Source organism: Rothia nasimurium, from assembly GCF_049068285.1.
Taxonomy (GTDB): Bacteria; Actinomycetota; Actinomycetes; order Actinomycetales; family Micrococcaceae; genus Rothia; species Rothia nasimurium_I.
This window is the reverse complement of the sequence record NZ_JBLKPV010000004.1, coordinates 89,297-106,489: the sequence shown is the minus strand read 5'-3', so window position 1 is coordinate 106,489 and position 17,193 is coordinate 89,297. Positions and strand designations below refer to the sequence as shown.

Here is a 17,193-nt window from a genome sequence, read left to right as displayed (position 1 = left end):
CGGCTGGGCCGGGGATAAACCCTATACTGGTTGCTATGTCTGAGAAAACCCGCACCTGTCTCACCTTCGCCCACCGGGGCTTGGCCACCACCAGCGCCGAGAACACCCTCGAAGCCTTCCGCGCCGCCGTCGCCGCTGGCGCCCAGTGGATAGAAACCGACGTTAACACCACTGCCGACGGGCAGATTGTGGTTTTCCACGACCCCACCCTCAACCGCATGGCAGGCCGCTCCGGGGTTATTGGGCAGATGACCTGGAGTCAGCTCAAGGACTGTGAACTGATTGGCGGCGGCAAGATTCCCCTCCTGAGCGAGGCGCTTGCAGCCTTCCCCGAGATTCCCTTCAACATTGACCTCAAAGACACTGCCTCTGCTGAAAATATCGCCCAGGTGCTGCGTGAGGCCGGGGCTGAACACAGGGTACGCCTGGCCTCCTTTAGCGAGGCCCGCCTGAGGGTTGCCCACCGCCGCCTGCGAGAGGCTGGCCTGCCGGTACAGCTGAGTGCGTCAAAGAAAATCTTTACCCTTTTCTTCCTGCTGTCCCGCCTGTCCCCGCGTATCTGGCCTGCCCTGCAGAAGGTGGGCGGGCGCGTCCTGACCCCCTTTGATTCCCTGCAGATCCCTGACCACCATGTGATAGCTGGGCGTCGAATCAACCTGATTGACCGACGGCTCATGGCAGCTGCCCGCGCTGCCGGGGTGCAGGTGCATGTCTGGACGATTGACGACGAACCCACCATGCGTCGTCTCCTCAAGCAGGGGGTGGACGGAATCGTCACCAACCGCACCGACCTACTCGCTGGCGTCCTCGCCTCCTCCCGGTAGGTACCATTTAAACTAGAAAAACCCACGAACTAGGTGGGTTTTTCTAGTTTAAATGGTACCTACTGTCAGGTGAGGGGCTAGTGGACGTCGCCCTTAGCCTCGCTCGGGGTCAGCGGCTCGGGGTGGGCATTGGAAGCCTTATTGAGCGCCGCCATCAGGTGATAGACCACCAGGGTAGCGGCGGTACCCAGGGCGATACCGGCAAACTGCAGGTCGCCAATATCCCAGGTGTAGTCAGCAATACCAACAATCAGGGCCACGGAGGCGGCAGTCAGATTGACCTGGTTGGAGAAGTCCACGCGGTTCTCCACCCAAATACGCACACCCAGCATGCCGATCATGCCGTAGAGCACGGTGGCAGCCCCGCCCAGCACGCCGGCGGGCACAGAGGCCACAGCGGCACCGAAGACCGGGAAGATCGAGAGCAGGACGGCAAAGACCGCAGCGACCCAGTAGGCGGCGGTGGAATAGACCTTGGTTGCCGCCATAACACCGATGTTTTCAGCGTAGGTGGTGGTACCTGAACCGCCACCGGCACCGGCCAGGGTGGTGGCCAGGCCGTCGGCCATGAGGGCCCGGCCGGAGTACTTATCGAGGTTATCCCCGGTCATCAGGGCAACGGACTTCACGTGACCGATGTTCTCGGCAACCAGCACCAGAATGACGGGGATGAAGAGGCCAGCTAAGTTCCAGTGGAACTCAGGGGCCTGGAAGTGGGGCAGACCGATGAGGCCCTGCTCAGCCCAGGTCTTTTCGATGGTGGTGAAGTCAACCTCACCGCGCACCACGGCGGTGATGTAGCCAATGATGACGCCCAGAAGGATCGACAGGCGGCCGATCATACCCTTGAAGAGCACGGAAATCAGGATGATGGAGCTCAGGGTCACCAGGGCGGTCACGGGTGCGGCCATGAAGTTGTTCTTGGCGGACGGGGCCAGATTGAAGCCAATCAGGGCCACGATAGCGCCGGTGACAACCGGGGGCATGAGCTTGGTCAGCCAGCCGGTGCCAGCAACCTGAACGATAGCGCCCACGATGAAGAGGGAGATACCGGCCATGACGATACCGCCCAGGGCCCCGCCGGGGCCGTACTGGTTGGTTGCCGCAGCCAGGGGTGCAATGAAGGCGAAGGACGAACCCAGGTAGGAGGGCACGCGTCCTGCAGTGATCAGCAGGAAGAGCATGGTGCCGACACCCGAGAAGAAGAGGGTGGTGGCAGGCGGGAAGCCGGTGAGCAGGGGCACCAGGAAGGTCGCGCCGAACATGGCAACCACGTGCTGGGCGCCGATACCGATGGTGCGGCCCCAGGTGAGGCGTTCGAGGGGGCGGACGACTCCGCCGGGGGTGATGTTCTTGCCGTCACCGTGGAGGGTCCAGGCAAGACCGAGCTTAGAGTCCTTAGACATGGGAGAGGAAAGCCTTTGTGATGGTGGGTAAATCGTCCTTATTCTACGCCTCTTGAGGCGATGAATGAGGACGGTGCGATTGTGAAATGCGTAGTTTCCTTCGAGATGCGGAGGGAAGAACCGCACCTCGAAGGAAACCCCGCAGTTCGTGGAGCCCCCACCTGTAACCCATAGCCCTATGAGATATGGGTCATCGACAAGGTAAACTAAGTATGCCTACTCTTTTAAGAGGAGTGTTTCCCCGGCCGTCCTCGCCCAGTGCGCGACGGATCCCACCGCCACCGACCCTAAGGGCCGATACGTGACCATAGTTCTAGCGCTTTTTACCCTGCTGTCCATAGCAACCCCCTGGCTCTACCGCCGCCTGGGCACCTCCACCTTCTACCTGCTGGCAGCGGTTCCGGCCGCCGTCCTGGCCCTGGTGCTGACCAAAACCGGGCAGATTCTTGGGGGCACCCCCTGGAGCGAGAGCTACCAGTGGATTCCCGAACTGGACATGGCGCTCACCTTCCGCATGGACACCCTAGCCTGGATTATGAGCCTCCTGGTACTCGGCGTAGGCTCCCTGGTGCTCTTCTACTGCGCTAGCTACTTCAAACACTCCACCGGCGATAACGGCCAATTCGCCGCCTACCTCTTCGGCTTTGCCGGGACCATGTTCGGCCTGATTACAGCAGATGACTTCATCCTCATGTTCATCTTCTGGGAAATCACCACCATTCTCTCCTACCTACTGATCGGCTACTCCCGCCACCGCCTCACAGCCCGCCGCTCAGCCCTCCAAGCCCTGACCCTCACCACCGCCGGCGGCCTGGCTATGCTGGTCGGTATCATCATGCTCGGTTACTCGGTGGGCACCTACTCCTTGGCCGAACTCGTCGCCCAGGGCCCGGCCGTCCTCGCCGGTTCCCAGGACGGCACCGGCCCCCTCAGCTACGGCTTGCTGTCGGTTGCGCTCGTCCTTATCCTCTGCGGGGCCCTCTCTAAATCAGCGATCTTCCCCCTGCACTTCTGGCTCCCCGGCGCCATGGCCGCGCCCACCCCTGTCTCCGCCTACCTCCACGCAGCAGCCATGGTCAAGGCCGGTATCTACATTCTGCTGCGCCTGGCTCCGGGCTTTGGCGACGTTGCTATCTGGCAGAACGTCCTGGTGATTTTCGGTGCCTTCACCATGGTTTTCGGTGGATGGAGCGCCCTCAAACAAACCGACCTCAAACTGATTCTGGCCTACGGCACCGTCTCCCAGCTCGGCTTCCTGACCCTGGTCATCTCCGGCGGAACCCCGGACGCCCTCTACGCGGCTATGGCCCTCATGGTAGCCCACTCCCTCTTCAAGGCAACCCTCTTCCTCTCGGTCGGTATCATCGACCACCAGTCTGGCACCCGTGACATCCACAAACTCTCAGGCATCTACCGCCGGGCCCCCAAGCTGGCTACGGTCGCAACCATATCAGCTGCCTCCATGGCCGGTATCCCACCCCTGGCTGGCTTCGTAGCTAAAGAAGCCGTCCTCGAAACCTACCTCACCCCCAACGGCGGCTGGCAGGGCGGTATCGCCCTAGCCGCTATCGTCCTCGGCTCGGTGCTGACCTTCGCCTACTCCGCCCGCTTCGTCTGGGGGGCTTTTGCCGTCAAGCCCTACGCCTACATGCACACGGAAGGCGTCAAATACTGCAAGACTGAAACTGGAAGCGCTGACTTTGAAGAAGTCGATAACGGTGATGCTGACTTCAGCACCCGCGCCCTGCCCCGCAGCGCAAGGGGAGTGAAGCTGAGCCCCGACACAGCCTTCCACCCGGTCTCCTGGAACTTCCTCTTCGCCCCGGCCCTGCTCACCCTGCTCACCGTGGTCTACGGCCTTTACCCCGAACCCGTCCATCTCTTCATCAAACCTGCCCTGGCGGTATTCCCCGCCACCGCCCCTGAAACGCACCTGCACCTGGCCCTGTGGCACGGTATTACTCCGGCCCTGCTGACCTCCCTGGCAGTGATGGCCGTTGGCCTTCTGCTCTTTATCTTCCGCAAGCACATCGAAGAATTGCAGCTGGCCCTGCCTAGCTTCCGCTCGGCCTCTGTGGTCTACCGCGATACTATCGACGCCCTAGACCGCCTGGCCGTGTGGGTCACCGGTATGACCCAGCGAGGCTCCCTGGGCTTCTACCTGGGCGTTATCCTGATTACCGCTGTGGTGGTTCCCTTCGCTGCCCTCTTCATCAACGAAACCCCGCCGCTGGCCAATGTGCGCGTCTCAGAATCCCCAGCCCAGTGGTCAATCGCTGTGGTCATGATCGTGGCCGCCCTGGTCGTCGTCTTCGTGCGTAAACGCTTCTTGGCGATCATGATGGTCTCCGTGACCGGCTACGGCATGGCCATCCTCTTTGCTCTGCGTAGCGCCCCCGACCTGGCCACCACCCAGCTGCTGGTCGAAACTATCGTGCTGGTAGCCTTCGTCCTGGCCATGCGCGTTCTGCCCCGGCAGATCCCCCGGATCCGTTCTAAGGACGGCAAGGACGGGGCCAACAAGACCCTCCGCATTATCATCGCCCTGGGGTTTGCCGCCCTCATGATGGCCCTGGCCATGTTTACCTTCTCCTCCCGCTCCCTGGCCCCCATCTCCCTGGAAATGCCCAAGCTGGCCTACGAAATCGGCCACGGCTACAACGTCGTCAACGTAACCCTGGTAGATATGCGAGGCTGGGACACCTTCGGCGAAATCTCGGTGCTGGCTCTAGCCGCAACCGGTGTGGCCTCCCTGCTCTTCATCGGCGGCCGGGCTGACTCAGGTTCCGCCCGCAGGCTTGATACCCAGGCCATGAAGAAGATCGAGAAGTCTTTTGCCAAGCGCACCCAGATTACTGTGGCCCAGAAGGTTGCAGGCCGCTTCTCTTCTGTTGAACGGGACCCTTTCATCGTGGCTGGCCGAACCCTGCCGCCGGAATCCCGCTCAATTCTGCTGGAAGTGATGACCCGTCTGCTCTTCCACACCTTGATTATGGTCAGCTTCTACATGCTGATTGCCGGCCATAACCTGCCCGGCGGTGGCTTTGCCGGTGGCCTCATGGTAGGTCTGGCCTTCGCCGTCCGCTACCTGGCAGGCGGCGGCGCTGAACTGCGGGCCGCCTCCCCGGTGTCAGCAGGTACCTTCCTGGGCGCAGGCCTAGGTATTGCCTCCCTCTACGCCCTGGCCCCGGCCCTCTGGGGGGATCCTATCTTCTCCAGCTACGTCCTCGATTTTTGGCTTCCGGTCTTCGGCGACGTCCACTTCGTCACCGCCACCATCTTCGACATCGGGGTCTACCTGCTGGTGATCGGCCTCGTCCTTGACATTCTCAGAAGCCTGGGCGAACGGATCGACCAGAAGCTCCTGGACGAACGCCGCAGAAAAGAAAAGCAAGCCCGTCAGAAAGCAGGAAAGGCCTAACCATGATTATTGACCTCAGCCTGATTCTCGTCATGGGCGTGCTCTACGCCGTCGGGGTCTACCTGATCCTCGACCGCTCTATGACCCGCGTCCTTCTGGGCCTCATGCTCATGACCAACGCGACCAATATTTTGATCCTGCACGCGGGCGGCCCTGCTGGCCTTGCCCCCTTCTACGACAAAACCGTGGCAGCAGAAGACTACTCCGATCCCCTTCCGCAGGCCCTGATCTTGACCGCAATCGTGATTTCCTGCGCGGTAACGGCCCTGATTCTGGGTATTATCTACCGCTCCTGGTTGCTCTCTAAGGCCGACGAAATCACCGACGACGCCGAAGATATCCGCGTTGCCGAGCAGGACGCCTTCGATAAGGAAGAAGACGCCGCTGCTGAATTCGATTCCTCAGAATTCGACGCTGATGAAGCAACCCGCGAAAAAGAGTTCGCCCAAGCCGAAGAGAAAAAGAAAATCAGTCAAACACAAGCCCAGCCCCTCGTGGCCCGAAAGGGGGACTAGACGATGCTCCTTGCCCAGCTCGCCCCCTTATGCATCATCATTCTCTTCCTCGCCGCTGCTATTACCTTCATCTCAAAGAAGGACAGCGTGCAGCGCGTCATTGCCTTCGCGGCTGTGACTATCACCCTCATCTTTGAGGCCCTGCTGTTAGCGTCCGTCTGGAACTCAGAGCCCCAGACCGTCCACCTGGCAGGCTGGGAGGCTCCTTTCGGCATCACCATGGTCGTTGACCAGCTCTCAGCCCTCATGCTGGTCGTTTCCTCCACCATCTCGCTGGCGGTGCTGGTTTTTGCTACCGGCCAGAACCTGCAGGACGAGGACGATGAGGTGCCCATCTCGGTCTTCTACCCCACCTACCTGCTACTGCTGGCCGGCGTCTCCAACGCCTTCCTGGCGGGGGATCTCTTCAACCTCTATGTGGGCTTTGAAATCCTGCTCATGGCCTCCTATGTGCTCATCACCATGAACGCCAACACCCCGCGCATCCGGGCGGGCGTGACCTATGTGGTGGTATCGGTTGTGTCCTCCATGCTCTTCTTGACCGCTATCGGCTTCGTCTATGCCTCGGTGGGCACTATCAATATGGCTGACCTGTCGTTGAAGCTGGGCACCCTACCTGAAGGCACCCAGATGCAGCTGCATCTTATGCTGCTGATTGCCTTCGGTATCAAGGCCGCGGTCTTCCCCCTCTCCCTCTGGCTACCTGACTCCTACCCGACAGCCCCGGCCCCCGTTACCGCCGTCTTCGCGGGCCTGCTGACCAAGGTGGGTGTCTACGCCATTATCCGCACGGAAACCCTGCTTTTCCCCGAAGGACGTCTCGACACCCTCCTGGGGGTCGTGGCAGGTTTAACCCTGCTGGTGGGTATCTTAGGTGCCCTGGCCCAGGGCGATATTAAGCGTCTGCTCTCCTTTATTCTCATTAGCCATATCGGCTACATGATTTGGGGTATCTCGCTGGGCAACGAGCTGGGCCTGACCACCGTGGTCTTCTACATTGCCCACCACATCGTGATCCAGACCGGCCTCTTCATGGTCGTTGGCCTCGTTGAACGACGGGGCGGCTCCACCAATATCCGCCGTCTCGGCGGCCTTATCAAGAGTGCCCCCGTCCTGGCCCTGCTCTACTTCATTCCCGCCATCAACCTGGGCGGTATCCCACCCTTCTCAGGATTTATCGGCAAGGTTGGCTTCATCGAAGCCTCCGTTGAAAACGGCGGGGCGCTCGCCTACATCAACGCAGGGATCGGCGTCCTGGTCTCCCTGCTGACCCTGCTGGCCCTGGCCCGTGTCTGGAACAAGGCCTTCTGGCGCCCCGCCAAGGAAGCTGAAGAGCCCACCCCTGAGCTGGTCATGGCAGAGCACTCCGACGACCCGGCCCACTACGAGACCAAGCCGATTCCGGCGTCCATGATGGCCTCAACCGTGGCTCTGGTTCTTGTGGGTGTCGCTATCACCGTCTTCTCCGGCCCCCTCTTCCAGCTGGCAGATAACGCCTCAGATAACCTCTTCAACCCTGACACCTACATCAGCTCGGTCTTCGGCCCCGACGCCCCCAGCCGGGCCGACTACCTTGAACAACAGATCGTTGGCAACCAATCCCAGGAGGTGAACCAGTAATGAAGAAAACCCCCCTCACCACCGAGAAGTTCCTGCATTCGCTGCCGCCTTTCCTCTGGCTGGTCTTCGTCTGGTGCGCCCTCTGGCAGGACTTCTCCCTGCGCTTTATCGCCTTCGGCGCGGTGCTGGCTATCCTCACCATGGCCGTCTTCAAACTGCCCACCCTCTATCTGTCCAACCGCTTCAACCTGCTCTACGCCGCCAGGTTCGTCATCGAGCTGGTCTGGAACATTGCCAAGGCGTCCTTTGAGGTTATGTGGCTGGCTGCTACCTTCCGTCCGCCCCTGCGGAACTCCATCGTGGCTGTGCCCCTGCGTACCCGCTCAGACCTGCTGCTCACCGCAGTGTCCCACACTATGTCCCTGATTCCCGGGTCGGTGGTCGTTGAGGTAGACCGCCCCCACTCGGTGCTCTACTTCCACGTCCTGAACACCTCAACCGATGAAGAGATCAAAAAGTTCGCCCGCCAGGTCGACTATTTCGAGGCGCTCATCATCAAAGCTGCCGGAAGCCGTGAAGAATACGAAGCCCTCAGATTCGACGAGGCTATTGAAGCTGATTTGGCTCAGAACTCACCGGCAACCCGAAAGGAGAAGGCATGACCTGGGCTATATGGGCCACCGGCCTCATTCTCACCCTGGCCACCTGGGGTACCGTCTACCGGATCTGGAAGGGCCCGGCCCTACTTGACCGGGTGCTCGCCTCTGACGTTTTACTGTCGATTCTGACTGCTGCCCTCTGCGTCCTGATGATCGTGACCGACAGCCAGTTCTTCATGATCCTAATGGTAGCCCTGGCCATGATTGGCTTCGTAGGGTCCGTGACCGTGGCCCGCTTTGCCGATAATTCCAAAGCCGATGAATCAACCCCCGTCTCCCGCATAGCAGAGCTCAGAAGCCGGAGCCGCCGCCGGATCCGGGGCGGCAAGTTTACCCCGGGCGTCCTGGCCGAGGACGCCGATAAGCAGGGAGCGACCCAGGCCCACCCCGTCCGCGCTAGCCATGACCAGGGGGAATAGATGAACCTTGATACCGTCCTTGATACCCTCACTATCATCTGTATGATTCTGGGGGCCCTCATGTCCCTCGGGGCTGCTATTGGCCTGGTGCGCTTTCCCGACCTACTGACCCGCCTCCATTCGGGCACCAAGCCCCAGGTCTTCGGCCTGATGCTGATGCTGGCTGCGGTGGGCTTCCACTTCCGTTCCTGGGCCCTGGTTCCCTTGCTGCTGGTGATTCTGCTCCTGCAGATGCTCACCATTCCCATTTCGGGTCACATGATGGGCCGCTCAGGCTACCGTAACAAGCACTTCCGTAAGGACGACCTGCGCCACGACGATCTGCGGGCCCTGGTGGACGAGGTTGAGGGGAACTAGGGGACTAGCCCACGGGCGTCCGCCTGCCCCCCATTCCCGCAAGGGGACCAGAAAACCAAAAAGGACCGCGAAATATGCGGTCCTTTTCTGGTTCTGCGGTCCCCATTATGGGGAGGCAAGGGGGGAAAAGAGACTGTTAGCGGATACCCGCCATCTTCTTCACAATCCAGCCGTTGAGTGCCCACAGGGCTACACCGATACCGATGGTCACAATACCCAGCGTGGTGAAGTAGGCAACCTCGGTTTCTAGCGAGTAGAACCGACCCAGCCAGCCCGCCAGCACGGTACCCAGAGAAATGGAGGTGAAGTAGAGAGCAACCATCGCTACACGGTGCTTCTCGGGAGCCAACTTGGTAGCCAGGGATGAGCCGACCGGTGAGATAGATAGCTCACCCATAGTGCAGATAAAGAGAATCAGCACAATCCACATGAAGTTTACGTTGGTGTTGCCTGCCTGGGTAAGGAAGATAAGGAAGGCGATGCCAATGAGGATAAGCGCGATAGCAAACTTGACCGGGGTGGTGGGCTGACGATCGCCGAGCTTAGTCCACATGGCAGTGAAAATAGCACCAAAGATGATGATGAAGACCGGGTTGATGGAGTTCATGAACTCGGGAGTAAGCTGTAGACCCAAGATATTCCAGTTGATCCGTGACTCTGAGTAGACAGCCAATACGGTGAACTGCTGCTGGAAGAGAGCCCAGAAGGCCACATTACCGATGAACATGGGGATAAAGGAGACTACACGGGAGTGTTCTTCAGCGGTGGTGAGCTTAGAGGTCAGCAGAGTGTAGAACAGCAGGGCTGCGCAGACAGCTACGGTACACATAACCCAGGTAGCTAGGTTAGCGGGGTTGATGAGACCGGTGAAGACCAGAATGAGGATGACCGCAACGATAGCTACAGCCGCGAGAGAGAAGTTTCGCTTTTCGTTACCAGTCAGGGGCTGAGAGAGCTGGTGGACGGACGCAGGCAGGTTCTTGCGCGTCAGTGAGTACTGGATGAGACCAGCAGCCATGCCCAGGGCAGCCAAGCCGAAGCCAATGTGGAAGCCGTAGTTTTCACGCAGAATACCGGTGAGCATGGGGCCGAGTAGGGCGCCAATGTTCACGCCGATATAGAAGATGGTGAAACCACCATCGCGGCGGGGGTCGGTCTTGCTGTAGAGCGAACCAACCAGTACCGAGGCATTGGTCTTAAGGCCGCCAGAACCAATGGCAACCAGCACCAGGCCCGCGATTACACCGGCAGCACCGGGCAGAATCGCCAGGGCGATGTGGCCTGCCATGATGGCCCAGGCTGAGTAGTAGAGGGTGCGTTCGGGGCCAAGTACACGGTCACCGAGGAAGCCACCGACCACAGCCATAAGGTAGACCATGCCACCGTAGGCACCCATCACACCTGCTGCTGATGCTTCACTGAGCAGGCCTAGACCGCCACGGTCAGCCTCCCAGTAGAGGTAGTAGAGCATGATGACCTGCATGCCGTAGAAAGAGAAACGTTCCCACAGTTCTACGGAGAAAAGGTTAGCTAGCATGCGGGGGTGGCCGAAGAAGCCCCGGTCGTTTGTTGAGGTGTCTGCTGGATTCGGCGGGGTGGTCGTAGGCAGAGTAGACATATCGACTCGCTTATATAGATAGGAAAACCGTGGGTTCACGGTATCTGTTCGCTAGGTAACGATACTCTTCTCAGCCAGCTTAGTTAAACTCGGTAGTCAATTTTCTTAAGGCGCAGGCCCTAACCTACTTACCTACACAAAAGGCCCCACCCGTGCGCTCACCAGCACGGGTAGGGCCATCAGAAGTGGGGGGTGTTAGGCGATGACGCTATCTACCAGCTTCTTCGCCTCGGCCTGTACCTGTGCCAGGTGGTCGGCACCCAGGAAGGACTCCACGTAAATCTTGTAGACGTCCTCGGTACCGGAGGGGCGGGCGGCAAACCAGGCATTTTCGGTGGTGACCTTAAGACCGCCAATAGCTGCGCCGTTACCGGGTGCCTCGGTGAGTTTAGCGGTGATAGTTTCACCCGCTAGCTCGGAGGCAGTGACGTCCGCTGGGGAGAGCTTGGCAAGCTTAGCCTTCTGCTCGCGGCTTGCGGCGGCGTCCACGCGGGCGTAGGCCGGTGCGCCGTGTTCTGCGGCGAGTTCGGCGTAGCGTTGGGAGGGGGTCTTGCCGGTGACGGCAATAATTTCGGCGGCAAGGAGAGCCAGGATGATACCGTCCTTGTCAGTCGTCCAGACGCTGCCGTCCCGCATCAGGAAGGAGGCACCTGCGGACTCTTCGCCACCGAAACCGATGGTGCCGGTGCTGAGGCCGTCCACGAAGTACTTGAAGCCAACGGGAACCTCAACCAGCGTGCGCCCCAGTGCAGCTGCCACACGGTCAATCATGGACGAAGAAACCAGGGTTTTACCAACACCTGCATCCGCGGCCCAGCCGTCACGGTGGGTGTAGAGATAGTCGATGGCTACCGCGAGGTAATGGTTGGGGTTCATGAGACCAGCATCGGGCGTCACTATGCCGTGGCGGTCGGAATCTGCATCGTTGCCGGTAGCGATATCGTACTTATCGCGGTTAGCAATGAGAGAAGCCATAGCATTGGGCGAAGAGCAGTCCATACGAATCTTCTCGTCCCAGTCCAGGGTCATAAAGGCCCACTGGGGGTCCACATCGGGGTTCACGACAGTCAGGTTCAGGTTGTAGTCGACGGCGATGCGCTTCCAGTACTCAACGGACGCGGAACCCATCGGGTCTGCGCCGATACGGACGCCGGCAGAGCGAATAGCATCCATATCGATGACCTCGCCCAGCTCAGCAACGTAGGCACCCAGGTAATCATAGGTGCCGGTGGTGGCAGCGGCTTTCGCCTCTTCCAGGGGCAGACGCAAAACGTCAGCGTTCTTGCCTTCCAGCAGCTCATTGGCACGTCGGGCAATCCAGCCGGTAGCGTCAGAATCGGCTGGGCCGCCGTGAGGGGGGTTGTACTTGAAACCACCATCTGCCGGTGGATTGTGGCTGGGGGTAATAACAATACCGTCAGCCTGCCCTGTAGCGTCAGGGTTGGCGTTATGCACAATAATCGCGCGCGAGAGAGCCGGGGTGGGCACAAAACCGTCCGCCTCATCCAAGAGCACAGTGACACCGTTAGCCGCAAGAACTTCCAGGGCGGTATCCTGCGCGGGACCAGAAAGGGCGTGGGTGTCCTTACCCATAAACAGCGGCCCGGTAATACCCTGTGCTGCCCGGTACTCAGCAATCGCCTGCGAAATCGCGGCGATATGTGCATCATTAAAAGAGCTCTTCAGTGAACTACCCCGGTGCCCCGAGGTGCCAAAAGCTACCCGCTGGGCAGGGTCAGCCAGGTCAGGGGTGCGCTCGCGGTAGGCGGCGAGCAGCTCATCAATGTTGACAAGGTCTTCTGGGGTGGCAAGGGTGCCTGCACGGTTTGACATAGCCCTAATTAAACACTGAAGAACCAGTTGGACGCCGCACCTCGCCGTCCTGACGGAAAATAGGGGACGCGAGGACCTTTTATGACAGGGCGCCCTGCCTACGCCCTGCGGGCAGGGGAACGCTAAGGGCTAAACCAGGGGCTTAGCCTTGAAGCCTGAGAAGGCCACGCATAGGCTGAAGGTGTTACTACGAAAGAGAGGTTCAGTGATGAACGAAGATATCCGCCAGGTCACTGTCGATGAAATCCCCGCAGACGCCAAAATTCTGGATGTACGCGAAGACTACGAGTGGGTAGAGGGCCATATCGAAGGTGCCCAGCACATTCCCCTGGGTGAGGTTCCCGAACGCTACGGCGAAGTTCCCCTCGATGAGGACGTCTACGTCATCTGCCGCGCTGGTGGCCGCTCCCTGCGGGCTGCCGCCTACCTGACCCAGTACGGCTTTGATGCTATCAACGTCATTGGCGGTATGGGGGCCTGGCAGGACGCCGAGAAGCCCATGGTCTCAGAAAACGGCGAGACCCCGCAGGTTCGCTAGTTCTGACAAGGGTAGCTCTGGTTTGACCTGCACAAGCCACCCTTGAGCGTCAGCCCCGAGCCAGGCTTGCGCAGGTAAAACCTCCGCCTACCCCGTTACAATGAGTCGGTGACTTCTCTAACCTGTCGTGCCCTGAACTTTCCGGTAGAACCCGCCGCCGCCTTTCCTGTGCTGGCTGGCGGGTCTTCCTATGCTTTCTGGCTGGATTCGGCCCGCGACGAGTCGCCTATGTCCCGCTACTCCTACCTGGGGGCGCCCCTGGGCGGGGGAGTGGTGCGCTACGCGCAGCCGGGGCGGGTTGATGTGCTGGGCCAGGACGGATACCCGCGTGAGGTTTTGGGCGACAGTATCTGGCAGGTGCTCCCCGGCTTTCTGGAATCCGCGCCGCGCCCTACGGTAGGGGAGGGGCAGGACGCTCCGCCCGCCGACGTCCTGCTGGGCGGCTATGTGGGGTTTATGGGCTATGAGGCCCATGCTGACCTAGAGGTCACTGCCTTCCATAGTGAACACCCCCAGCGGGTCGCCCGCACCCCCGATGCCCTGTGGATGCCCGCGACCCACTACCTGATGTACGAGCATGAGAGTCGGAAGGCCTGGCTGGTGGGGCCTGCCGACTGGGTTGAAACTATGGTGCAGGAACTGCAGGGAATCTGTTCTTCACCTGCGTCTATAGCTGATAAAGAATATGCTTCACGGGTAGATTTACCCGACTTCCCCCTGCCTGACCGGCAGGCTTATCTAGCCGCTATCGCCACTGCCCAGGCTGAAATTGCTGAGGGCAACAGTTACGAGGTCTGTCTGACGGCTGAAACCTCTGTGCAGCTGCCTGCCCCCTTGGGCCCTGGTGAACTTTTGAACCTTTATCTGGCCCAGCGACAGGCCAACGCCGCCCCCTACGCCGCCTTTTTACAGTGTGATGACTTTACGGTGCTCTCCTCCTCGCCGGAGAAGTTCTTGACCGTCACCTCCGACGGCCGGGCTGAGGCCAAGCCCATTAAGGGCACTGTGCCGCGGGGTGCGTCCGCCGCCGAAGACCAGCAGGCAGCCAGCTGGCTAGCCAGCGACCCCAAAACCCGCGCCGAAAACCTCATGATCGTTGACCTCCTCCGCAACGACCTGTCAATGGTGTCCCACCCCGAGAGCGTGCGGGTGCCGGTGCTGATGGGGGTGGAGTCCTACTCAACCGTTCACCAGCTGGTATCCACTATCGTCTCCCAGCTACGCCCCGGCGTCACCGCCCTGGACGCGGTCGCCGCCGCCTTCCCCGGTGGCTCCATGACAGGTGCCCCCAAGGCAGCCACCATGGCCATTATTGACCGGCTTGAGAACCGGGCCCGCGGGGTCTACTCCGGTGCCCTGGGCTACCTGGGCGCTGACGGCTCTGCCGCCCTGTCCATCGTCATTAGGACGCTGGTAGCCCACGCCGACGGCCTCATCACCCTGGCAGCCGGTGGGGCGATCGTTGCCGACTCCGACCCGGTTGCCGAATATGACGAGATGGTGACCAAGCTCCGGGCGGCTGTGCCCAGATAGCGCCTGGTAGGAGCTGGGATAAGTAAGTAGTCCTGTTGGCTGTGGGGTAGACGGAAGTCTGCCCCACTTTTTTTTAAAAAACTCTTGCGCTCTCCCGCCCTGTAACTTAGGTTAATTACATGAGTAACTAACCAACTAACCTGCCCGCTGGGTGGGCCAGGTAACCACAGAGAAGGAGGTGCTCATGCTGACCGGTGACAAACCGATCTTCCAACAAATCGCAGACCATATCAGCGGCGAAATTTTAGCTGGTACCTATGCAGAAGAAAGCCAGGTACCCTCAACCAACGAGTTCGCCCTCTTCTACCGCATTAACCCGGCCACCGCCGGTAAAGGCGTCAATCTCCTGGTCGACCAGGGGGTTCTCTACAAGAAACGAGGTATAGGCATGTTTGTGGCAACGGGGGCACAAGACATTCTGCGCACTAACCGGCGGCGCGACTTCATCGCCGGCTATATCACCCCCCTCATTGATGAGGCCCGTACCCTGGGCCTGAGCCAGGACGAGGTGCTCTCGGCCCTCCGCGCCGGTTTCAGTGCTGAGGACGGCGGGGGCGTAAGCTCCCTGCAGGTCCTCGGCGAAAGCGGGGAGCAGGCATGACCGCAGTAGTACGCACCCAGGACCTCACTAAAACCTACGGCTCCACCGCCGCTCTCTCAGACGTTAACCTCACCCTGGAGGAGGGGCTCATCTACGGCCTCGCCGGGCGAAATGGCTCCGGTAAGACCACCCTACTTGCCGCCCTCGTCGGGCAGGTCACCCCCACCAGCGGCTCAATCGAACTTTTCGGCACAAAGCCGGGCGGGCGCGTCCTTGCCCGCACCCACCTGCAGCGCACCCACCTGGCCTACCCCGACGGGCTGAAAGTGCGGGACGTCCTGAGACTGGCAAGCCTGGCGTACCCGGCCTGGGATGAAACCCTGGCTGATACCCTCATCAAGGACTTCGCCCTCAACCCTGCGGCCAAGGCTCGCAAGCTATCCGACGGGCAGGCGTCCGCCCTGGGAATCACCGTTGCCCTCGCCAGCCGGGCGCCCCTCACCCTCATGGATGAGCCCTACTCCGGCCTCGACCCTGTCGCCCGCACCATTTTCTATGACCGGCTCCTAGCTGACTTTGCCCTCAATCCACGCACTATCGTCCTCTCCACCCACCTGCTCAACGAAATTGCGCCCCTGCTAGACCGAGTGCTGATACTCCGTGACGGCACCCTCGTGCTCGACGGGTCCCACGATGAGGCTGCCACCAGTGCCCACGAAATTGCCGGTAGCCAGGACGCTATCAACGTCTACCTAGCCCGTACCGGACTAGCGGACGCCGTCGCCCGGCAGCGCTCAATCGGCTCGCTGGTCACAGCCCTGCTCGCCGCTCCGCTCACTGAAACGAACGAACAGCGTGCGGCCTCGCTCGGGGTTCATATTCAGCCCGTCAGCCTGCAAGACTCCCTAGCTGTACACAGCGACGCCACCTACTCACCCCTACTTGAGCCTCAAGGAGGTCGCCATGACTAGCACACTTCACGCTGAGCCCCTCTACCCGGCTTTACCGGAAGCACGGCTCGCCCGTACCGGGGGAGGTGCTCGTACCGTATTCCGGATGCTCCTGACCGAACGCGCTACCAGCACTGTGCTTCCCCTGTTCCTGCCGCTCGGCGTTGCAGTACTTATGCTGGGACTCGCTTGGGTTCACGCGGTTCTGACCGGCCACTCGCTGGCGGACTACAGCGGCTTCATTAACCACAACTCTATGCAGGTCATTATCCTGCCCCTGGTTCTGGGTGTGACTATGCTCCTCAGCTACCGGTCACATGCCCGGCTCATACTGGGGATGGGGCTAGGGCGCTGGGACTACTTCCGTGGCTACCTCTCCTTAGCCCTCTACCGGGCGGCCCTTGCCACACTGGTCTACGCTGTAACCCTTGCCCTCGAATTGCTGAACAAGGGCTATGGACGCGGGTGGCAGGTATTCAACCAGGACTTCGGTATCTGGCCCTTTGCCTTTGATAAGACCTACAGCACCCTGGGGCGGGCATATACGGTAACAGATTACCTGGCTACCTGGTTTATCGTCCTGCTGGCTGTGCAGGTAGCGGCCCTCTTTATCGCCATAGTCTCCCTACGCTGGGGGTCGCTGGCGATGAGCCTGGCGTTGTGTGTAGTGGTCCTGCTCATCTTCAATATTTCCCGCCAGCTCTTCGGTTCCACTGCCTGGGATATGGGTATTGGCACCCTCTGGGGTCAGTTCCATTCCCATTACGGTACCTACAACATCTGGGAGCTAGCTGCGGCTCAGGGGGGAGTTGCTGACCAGGATATCTCTATATCTGATCATCCACCCCTTAACCTGATCGTGTGGAAGTACGGCTTGCTGGTATTCTCTCTCTGCGCCGCCTACCTGCTCTCCGCGCTCAGCTGGGCCCGAGCGTCCTTACGCTAACCTGCCCTGCCTGCTACCCCCTAAAAAGTGCAAGTGCCCCGTGAAAAATGACAGGCACTTGCACTTTTCGCGG

At 60.4% G+C, this 17,193-nt stretch carries 15 protein-coding genes; 12 read left to right on the top strand and 3 right to left on the bottom strand.

The window, feature by feature from the left end:
- Positions 1-35: 35 nt before the first annotated feature.
- A complete protein-coding gene (locus ACMXX3_RS05085; RefSeq protein WP_421083671.1) occupies positions 36-824 on the top strand; it encodes a glycerophosphodiester phosphodiesterase family protein in 789 nt (262 codons plus the stop codon).
- A 77-nt stretch (positions 825-901) separates the two neighbouring features.
- Here ACMXX3_RS05085 and ACMXX3_RS05080 read toward each other — a convergent pair whose 3' ends face one another.
- On the bottom strand, positions 902-2,230 hold the full coding sequence (locus tag ACMXX3_RS05080; RefSeq protein WP_421083670.1) for a uracil-xanthine permease family protein: 1,329 nt from the start codon (positions 2,228-2,230) through the stop codon (positions 902-904).
- Positions 2,231-2,531: 301 nt separating this feature from the next.
- On the opposite strand from ACMXX3_RS05080, the gene ACMXX3_RS05075 reads away from it, so the two are divergent.
- Genes ACMXX3_RS05075 through mnhG form a run of 6 tightly spaced genes read left to right on the top strand, consistent with a single transcriptional unit; the run spans position 2,532 to position 9,161 of the window.
- The gene (locus ACMXX3_RS05075; protein ID WP_421083669.1) at positions 2,532-5,651 is read left to right on the top strand and encodes a Na+/H+ antiporter subunit A; all 3,120 of its coding nucleotides are present in this window, start codon (positions 2,532-2,534) and stop codon (positions 5,649-5,651) included.
- A gap of 2 nt (positions 5,652-5,653) precedes the next feature.
- A complete protein-coding gene (locus ACMXX3_RS05070) occupies positions 5,654-6,166 on the top strand; it encodes a Na(+)/H(+) antiporter subunit C (RefSeq protein ID WP_421083668.1) in 513 nt (170 codons plus the stop codon).
- 3 nt (positions 6,167-6,169) lie between these two features.
- Positions 6,170-7,786 (top strand): Na+/H+ antiporter subunit D, encoded by a 1,617-nt coding sequence (locus ACMXX3_RS05065; protein WP_421083667.1) that lies wholly within the window; start codon positions 6,170-6,172, stop codon positions 7,784-7,786.
- Complete coding sequence (locus tag ACMXX3_RS05060) at positions 7,786-8,388, top strand: Na+/H+ antiporter subunit E (RefSeq protein WP_237189527.1); 603 nt, start codon at positions 7,786-7,788, stop codon at positions 8,386-8,388. The genes ACMXX3_RS05065 and ACMXX3_RS05060 overlap by 1 nt, the downstream gene beginning before the upstream one ends.
- Positions 8,385-8,804 (top strand): monovalent cation/H+ antiporter complex subunit F, encoded by a 420-nt coding sequence (locus tag ACMXX3_RS05055; RefSeq protein ID WP_421083666.1) that lies wholly within the window; start codon positions 8,385-8,387, stop codon positions 8,802-8,804. Before ACMXX3_RS05060 ends, ACMXX3_RS05055 begins: the two co-directional genes overlap by 4 nt.
- On the top strand, positions 8,805-9,161 hold the full coding sequence (mnhG, locus tag ACMXX3_RS05050) for a monovalent cation/H(+) antiporter subunit G (protein ID WP_421083665.1): 357 nt from the start codon (positions 8,805-8,807) through the stop codon (positions 9,159-9,161).
- Positions 9,162-9,297: 136 nt separating this feature from the next.
- On the opposite strand, the gene ACMXX3_RS05045 is transcribed toward mnhG, so the two are convergent.
- Both ACMXX3_RS05045 and pgm read right to left on the bottom strand, forming a co-directional pair.
- Positions 9,298-10,779 (bottom strand): peptide MFS transporter, encoded by a 1,482-nt coding sequence (locus tag ACMXX3_RS05045; RefSeq protein WP_421083664.1) that lies wholly within the window; start codon positions 10,777-10,779, stop codon positions 9,298-9,300.
- Between the two features lie 195 nt (positions 10,780-10,974).
- A complete protein-coding gene (pgm, locus tag ACMXX3_RS05040; RefSeq protein ID WP_421083663.1) occupies positions 10,975-12,612 on the bottom strand; it encodes a phosphoglucomutase (alpha-D-glucose-1,6-bisphosphate-dependent) in 1,638 nt (545 codons plus the stop codon).
- Between the two features lie 208 nt (positions 12,613-12,820).
- Between pgm and ACMXX3_RS05035 the strand changes: the two genes are divergently transcribed.
- The 5 genes from ACMXX3_RS05035 to ACMXX3_RS05015 all read left to right on the top strand — a co-directional run bounded on the left by ACMXX3_RS05035 (position 12,821) and on the right by ACMXX3_RS05015 (position 17,120).
- Entirely contained in the window at positions 12,821-13,150 is a 330-nt protein-coding gene (locus ACMXX3_RS05035) for a rhodanese-like domain-containing protein (protein ID WP_237196268.1), read from the top strand.
- Positions 13,151-13,258: 108 nt separating this feature from the next.
- Positions 13,259-14,683, top strand: coding sequence for an anthranilate synthase component I family protein (locus tag ACMXX3_RS05030; protein ID WP_421083662.1), 1,425 nt, complete (start codon positions 13,259-13,261; stop codon positions 14,681-14,683).
- Between the two features lie 184 nt (positions 14,684-14,867).
- On the top strand, positions 14,868-15,284 hold the full coding sequence (locus tag ACMXX3_RS05025) for a GntR family transcriptional regulator (RefSeq protein ID WP_421083661.1): 417 nt from the start codon (positions 14,868-14,870) through the stop codon (positions 15,282-15,284).
- The gene (locus ACMXX3_RS05020; RefSeq protein WP_421083660.1) at positions 15,281-16,195 is read left to right on the top strand and encodes an ABC transporter ATP-binding protein; all 915 of its coding nucleotides are present in this window, start codon (positions 15,281-15,283) and stop codon (positions 16,193-16,195) included. Before ACMXX3_RS05025 ends, ACMXX3_RS05020 begins: the two co-directional genes overlap by 4 nt.
- Positions 16,188-17,120: a hypothetical protein gene (locus tag ACMXX3_RS05015; protein ID WP_421083659.1), complete on the top strand. Its 933-nt coding sequence runs from the start codon at positions 16,188-16,190 to the stop codon at positions 17,118-17,120. Before ACMXX3_RS05020 ends, ACMXX3_RS05015 begins: the two co-directional genes overlap by 8 nt.
- The last annotated feature ends 73 nt before the right edge of the window (positions 17,121-17,193 follow it).